Source organism: Marinomonas posidonica, from assembly GCF_043643765.1.
Classification (GTDB): Bacteria; Pseudomonadota; Gammaproteobacteria; order Pseudomonadales; family Marinomonadaceae; genus Marinomonas; species Marinomonas posidonica_A.
The window spans coordinates 235,603-240,458 of sequence record NZ_JBHZSP010000005.1; the positions used below are offsets into that span (position 1 = coordinate 235,603).

Below are 4,856 nucleotides of genomic sequence, written 5' to 3' on the forward strand. Positions count from 1 at the left end.
ATCCGTAGCTCAGCTGGATAGAGTACTCGGCTACGAACCGAGCGGTCAGAGGTTCGAATCCTCTCGGATGCGCCATTTAATGTCAAAAAAGTAGTTACGCATCCGTAGCTCAGCTGGATAGAGTACTCGGCTACGAACCGAGCGGTCAGAGGTTCGAATCCTCTCGGATGCGCCATTACTACCTTTCTTTTTTTTTCTGAAAAACTTCCCAAATTTGCGTTCGATTTTTTAAATTTAAAAAGCCGTTAAGCTTTCAGGATATTTTGAATTTTCACGCTGAATTCTGCAACGCTTTTACTTTGGCGTAATGTTTTTAAATTATGCTGAATATCTGAGAATTCAAATCGTAAGTGGCCAATCCATTGCTTTAGTCGTCCTAGGGTCGCAACTTCATCGTATTCGAGTTGTAGTCTTTGTGTGTATTCTACAAAGAGTAACGCCAGTTGGTTCTTATGTTGATGGCATCCTTCTTCGTATGAGGTATTTCTAATGTCCTGAAATATAAAAGGATTGTTTAATGATCCTCGACCAATCATAAATTCAGTACAGCCAGTAATGGTTTTGCATCGTGTGAGTGAGTCAAGGTTTGTAATGTCCCCATTGGCGATGACTCGCATTTGTGTTTTGTCTTGAATTAAACCGATTTTTTCCCATCTTGCTGGTGGCTTGTAGCCGTCTTTCTTTGTTCTGCCATGTATTGTTAATGCATTGGTTCCTGCGTTTTCAATCGCGGCCACATTATCAAAGAGTTTTTCTTCATCTTCATAGCCTAGGCGAATTTTAGCGGACACTGGTATCTGTGCTGGAACCTGCTTGCGAACAGCATTCATGATGCGAAAGAGTGTCTCAGAGTCTTGTAGTAGTACGGATCCGCCGCCGTGTCCATTGACTCGTTTTGCTGGGCAGCCAAAATTCACATCAATATGATTAGCGCCTGCGGCGATAGCGTTGACTGCGCTTTCTGCCATGAGTTCAGCGTTACTTCCTAGTAGCTGCGTGTGAACTGGGTGGTGATAGTCTGTTTTTGCGCTATTTTTATTTTCAGGGACGAGTTTTTTAAAACTTGATGTCGGAATAGGGTATTGAGTGACTCGAACGAATTCCGATACTAGGTAGTTCATTCCACCAATTTTCGAGAGTAAGGCGCGCATAGTGTGATCCATGACACCTTCCATTGGGGCGACGGCCAGTATGATGTCGCTATGCTGGGTTTGTTTGTGCAAGTTTTGATTGTTTTTTAGGGAATTGTTCACGAAATAAGTCTAACTGTTATGCAAAAAAAATATGAAACTGTTCTGGTTTATGGTAAAAAAAGAGTTACCATATTGAGAAGATCTGTTCAAAAAATGAATATGATCACATTCGCTGCCTCTAAACAAGGCAATAATTCGTGCACATAAGGGTAGGGTAATGAACGAATTGATAAGTGAAGGTGTTGGCCTGATGGTATTAGGGATGGGGTTTGTCTTCGTCTTTCTAGTAGTGCTTATTTTTGCTACTGGCTACATGTCGTCCATTATTAATAAATTCTTTCCAGAAGTTGTTCCGGTGGCTAATCCTAGTACTCCGGCATCCGATAGCGTAACCAGTGCGGCGGTTGATCCACAGATAGCGGCCGCAATTACCGCTGCTATCCATCAACATCGTAATAAATAATCTCATTTAATCGCAGAACATAGCAGAGGCTGGATCTATGACAACAATTAAGCAACCTCTTGGTATTACGGACGTCGTGTTACGTGATGCTCATCAATCATTATTTGCAACTCGTCTTCGTATTGATGACATGTTGCCCATTGCTGAAAAGCTCGACAATGTTGGCTTTTGGTCGTTGGAGTCTTGGGGTGGAGCGACCTTTGATTCTTGTATTCGCTTTATCGGTGAGGATCCTTGGGATCGAATTCGTGAACTGAAAAAGGCCATGCCGAAAACGCCTCAGCAAATGCTTTTGCGTGGACAGAATTTATTAGGGTATCGCCATTATGCAGACGATGTGGTTGCTAAGTTTGTGGAGCGTGCCGCAGCCAATGGTGTCGATGTATTTCGTATTTTTGATGCGATGAACGACCCTCGAAATCTTGAGCAAGCCATTAAGTCAGTAAAAGAAATGGGCAAGCATGCGCAAGGTACGATTTCTTATACTAAAAGCCCTGTTCACACGACTAAGAATTGGGTGGATTATGCGAAAACCCTTGAAGATATGGGGGCAGATTCCATTGCCATCAAAGACATGTCGGGTATTTTGACGCCTTACGATGCCTTTGATCTCGTGTCTTTATTAAAGGAGCAGACAGATCTTGAGGTTCAGTTGCATGCACATGCAACGTCAGGTTTGTCTGATATGACTATTCTGAAGTCAATTGAGGCTGGAATTGATCGAGTGGATACAGCCATTTCTTCAATGTCTATGACTTACGGGCATTCTTCAACAGAGTCAGTAGTCGCGGCATTGCAGGGAACGGATAGAGATACAGGTTTAGATTTGGAAGCGCTGGAAGATATTGCAGCCTACTTCCGAGAAGTGCGTAAGAAATATGCGAAGTTTGAAGGTTCGTTGCGTGGTACGGATTCACGTATTCTGATCGCCCAGGTGCCTGGCGGTATGTTGACGAACATGGAAAATCAACTGAAAGAACAGGGCGCTGCGGATAAGTTTGACGATGTGCTAAAAGAGATTCCAAAAGTGCGTGAGGATCTTGGTTTGATTCCTTTGGTAACGCCGACGTCTCAGATTGTAGGGACACAAGCTGTATTGAATGTGTTGACGGGTGAGCGTTATAAATCCATTTCAAAAGAAACAGCTGGTATTTTAAAAGGGGAATACGGTGCTGCACCAGCTGAATTCAACAAAGAGTTACAGCAGCGAGTATTGGATGGCGCTGAGCCGATTACTTGTCGTCCTGCTGACTTGCTTGAGCCTGAAGTTGAAAAACTGACTCAAGAATTACAGGAGTTGGCGAAAGAGAAGCAAATTAATCTCTCTGATGATTTGATTGATGATGTTTTAACTTATGCCTTGTTCCCACAGATTGGTTTGAAATTCCTCGAAAACCGAAACAATCCTGAAGCCTTCGAGCCTGTCCCAACGGGTCAAGAGTTGGTTGAAGCCGCTCAAAGTGTGGAAGGTCCTGCTGTTTATACGGTTAGTGTAGCGGGTCAAAGTTATGTTGTTGAAGTGGAAGAAGGGGGCGATATCAGCCAGATTCAACCTGTTTCTGTTTCGTCTTCTTCGTCAGCTCCTGTCGCTGCGCCAGTAGCAGAGGCAAGTGGTGGTGAAGATGTTCCAGCGCCATTAGCAGGCAATATTTTTAAAGTGCTTGTGAAGCCAGGGCAACAGGTTCAAGAAGGTGAAACCATTATGATTCTAGAGGCGATGAAAATGGAAACTGAAATCTCTGCTCCTAAAGCGGGTGTAGTTGGTTCTGTTCACGTTAAGGAAGGTGATGCTGTACAAGTGGGTCAAGCATTGCTGTCACTTTAATTCATTTGCAAGAATAAAAAGGGTTTAACCAAATGGAACAAAAATTATTAAATCTGTACCACGATACGGGCATATATCAGCTTGAATTCGGTCAAGCTGTGATGATGTGTGTGGGACTGTTGCTTGTCTATCTTGCTATTAAGAAAGGTTTCGAACCGCTGTTATTATTACCAATAGGGGTTGGGGCTATTTTGGTAAATATTCCTGGTGCAGGTTTTATGGCGGCGCCCGTTTATGATGCTGCTGGTCATATGGTGTCGCCAGGCGGATTACAGTACTACATTTATCATGGTGGTATTGAGACCGGTTTGTTTCCGTTATTAATCTTTATGGGTGTTGGCGCAATGACGGACTTTGGTCCTATGTTAGCCAATCCGAAAACCCTGCTGCTAGGAGCGGCGGCTCAATTTGGTATCTTCGCAACGGTAATCGGAGCCGTGGTGCTTGGCGCGAGCGGAATTATGGACTTTACGTTAGCAGATGCGGCCGCGATTGGTATCATTGGTGGCGCGGACGGTCCAACGGCGATTTTCGTGGCGAGCCGATTGGCGCCAGATTTGCTTGGTGCTATTGCGGTGGCAGCGTACTCTTATATGGCGTTAGTGCCATTGATTCAGCCGCCTATTATGAGGGCGTTAACCTCTCAAGAAGAGCGCGCGATTAAAATGGTGCAATTGAGACACGTGACGAAAACAGAAAAAATTGTCTTTCCAATTGTAGTGACGTTATTGGCGGCGGCGTTCTTGCCATCCGCAGCGCCACTGTTGGGGATGTTCTGTTTTGGTAACTTGATGAAAGAGTCTGGTGTGGTTGATCGTCTTAGTGATACCGCTCAAAATGCCTTGATCAATACAGTGACTATCTTCCTTGGTTTAGGTGTTGGTTCTAAACTCAGTTCAGAAGCATTTCTGAACATAGAAACACTGGGTATTTTGTCTCTTGGCTTGGTGGCCTTTGCGATTGGTACGGCAACCGGTGTACTGATGGCGAAAGTGTTAAACAAAGTATCTGAACATCCAATAAATCCATTGATTGGCGCGGCTGGTGTATCGGCTGTACCTATGGCCGCGCGTGTTGCCAACAAAGTTGGCTTGGAAGCAAATAAACAAAACTTCCTATTAATGCATGCGATGGGGCCAAATGTGGCTGGTGTAATCGGTTCTGCGGTAGCGGCTGGTGTTATGCTGAGTTATGTTGGCGGTTAAGATCGTTATTAGGTTATAAAAAAGGCGCCCATGCGTCTTTTTTATTGCCTATCGGTTGTTTTTTAAACGATTTTGGCGTTTTAGTATGCCTATACAATAAAACTTAACCAAAACATCAAAAAAACGAAAAAAAGAGTTGCACTAAATCTGTAGATCCTTAATATACGCCC

General features: G+C 44.0%; 4 protein-coding genes and 1 tRNA gene. 4 read left to right on the top strand and 1 reads right to left on the bottom strand.

The window, feature by feature from the left end; genetic code table 11:
* The first annotated feature begins 98 nt into the window (after positions 1–98).
* A tRNA-Arg gene (locus tag ACHUFM_RS07935) sits at positions 99–175 on the top strand.
* Between the two features lie 70 nt (positions 176–245).
* Here the strand turns inward: ACHUFM_RS07935 and ACHUFM_RS07940 are convergent.
* Entirely contained in the window at positions 246–1,253 is a 1,008-nt protein-coding gene (locus tag ACHUFM_RS07940) for a tRNA dihydrouridine synthase (protein WP_394181205.1), read from the bottom strand.
* A gap of 157 nt (positions 1,254–1,410) precedes the next feature.
* Here ACHUFM_RS07940 and ACHUFM_RS07945 point away from each other — a divergent pair, with 157 nt between their 5' ends.
* Genes ACHUFM_RS07945 through ACHUFM_RS07955 form a run of 3 tightly spaced genes read left to right on the top strand, consistent with a single transcriptional unit; the run spans position 1,411 to position 4,686 of the window.
* Complete coding sequence (locus ACHUFM_RS07945; protein ID WP_394181207.1) at positions 1,411–1,656, top strand: OadG family protein; 246 nt, start codon at positions 1,411–1,413, stop codon at positions 1,654–1,656.
* Positions 1,657–1,693: 37 nt separating this feature from the next.
* Positions 1,694–3,481 carry a sodium-extruding oxaloacetate decarboxylase subunit alpha gene (gene oadA / locus ACHUFM_RS07950; RefSeq protein ID WP_394181209.1) on the top strand — a complete coding sequence of 596 codons (1,788 nt, stop codon included), beginning with the start codon at positions 1,694–1,696 and terminating at the stop codon, positions 3,479–3,481.
* Positions 3,482–3,513: 32 nt separating this feature from the next.
* Entirely contained in the window at positions 3,514–4,686 is a 1,173-nt protein-coding gene (locus tag ACHUFM_RS07955) for a sodium ion-translocating decarboxylase subunit beta (protein WP_063331479.1), read from the top strand.
* Positions 4,687–4,856: the final 170 nt, after the last annotated feature.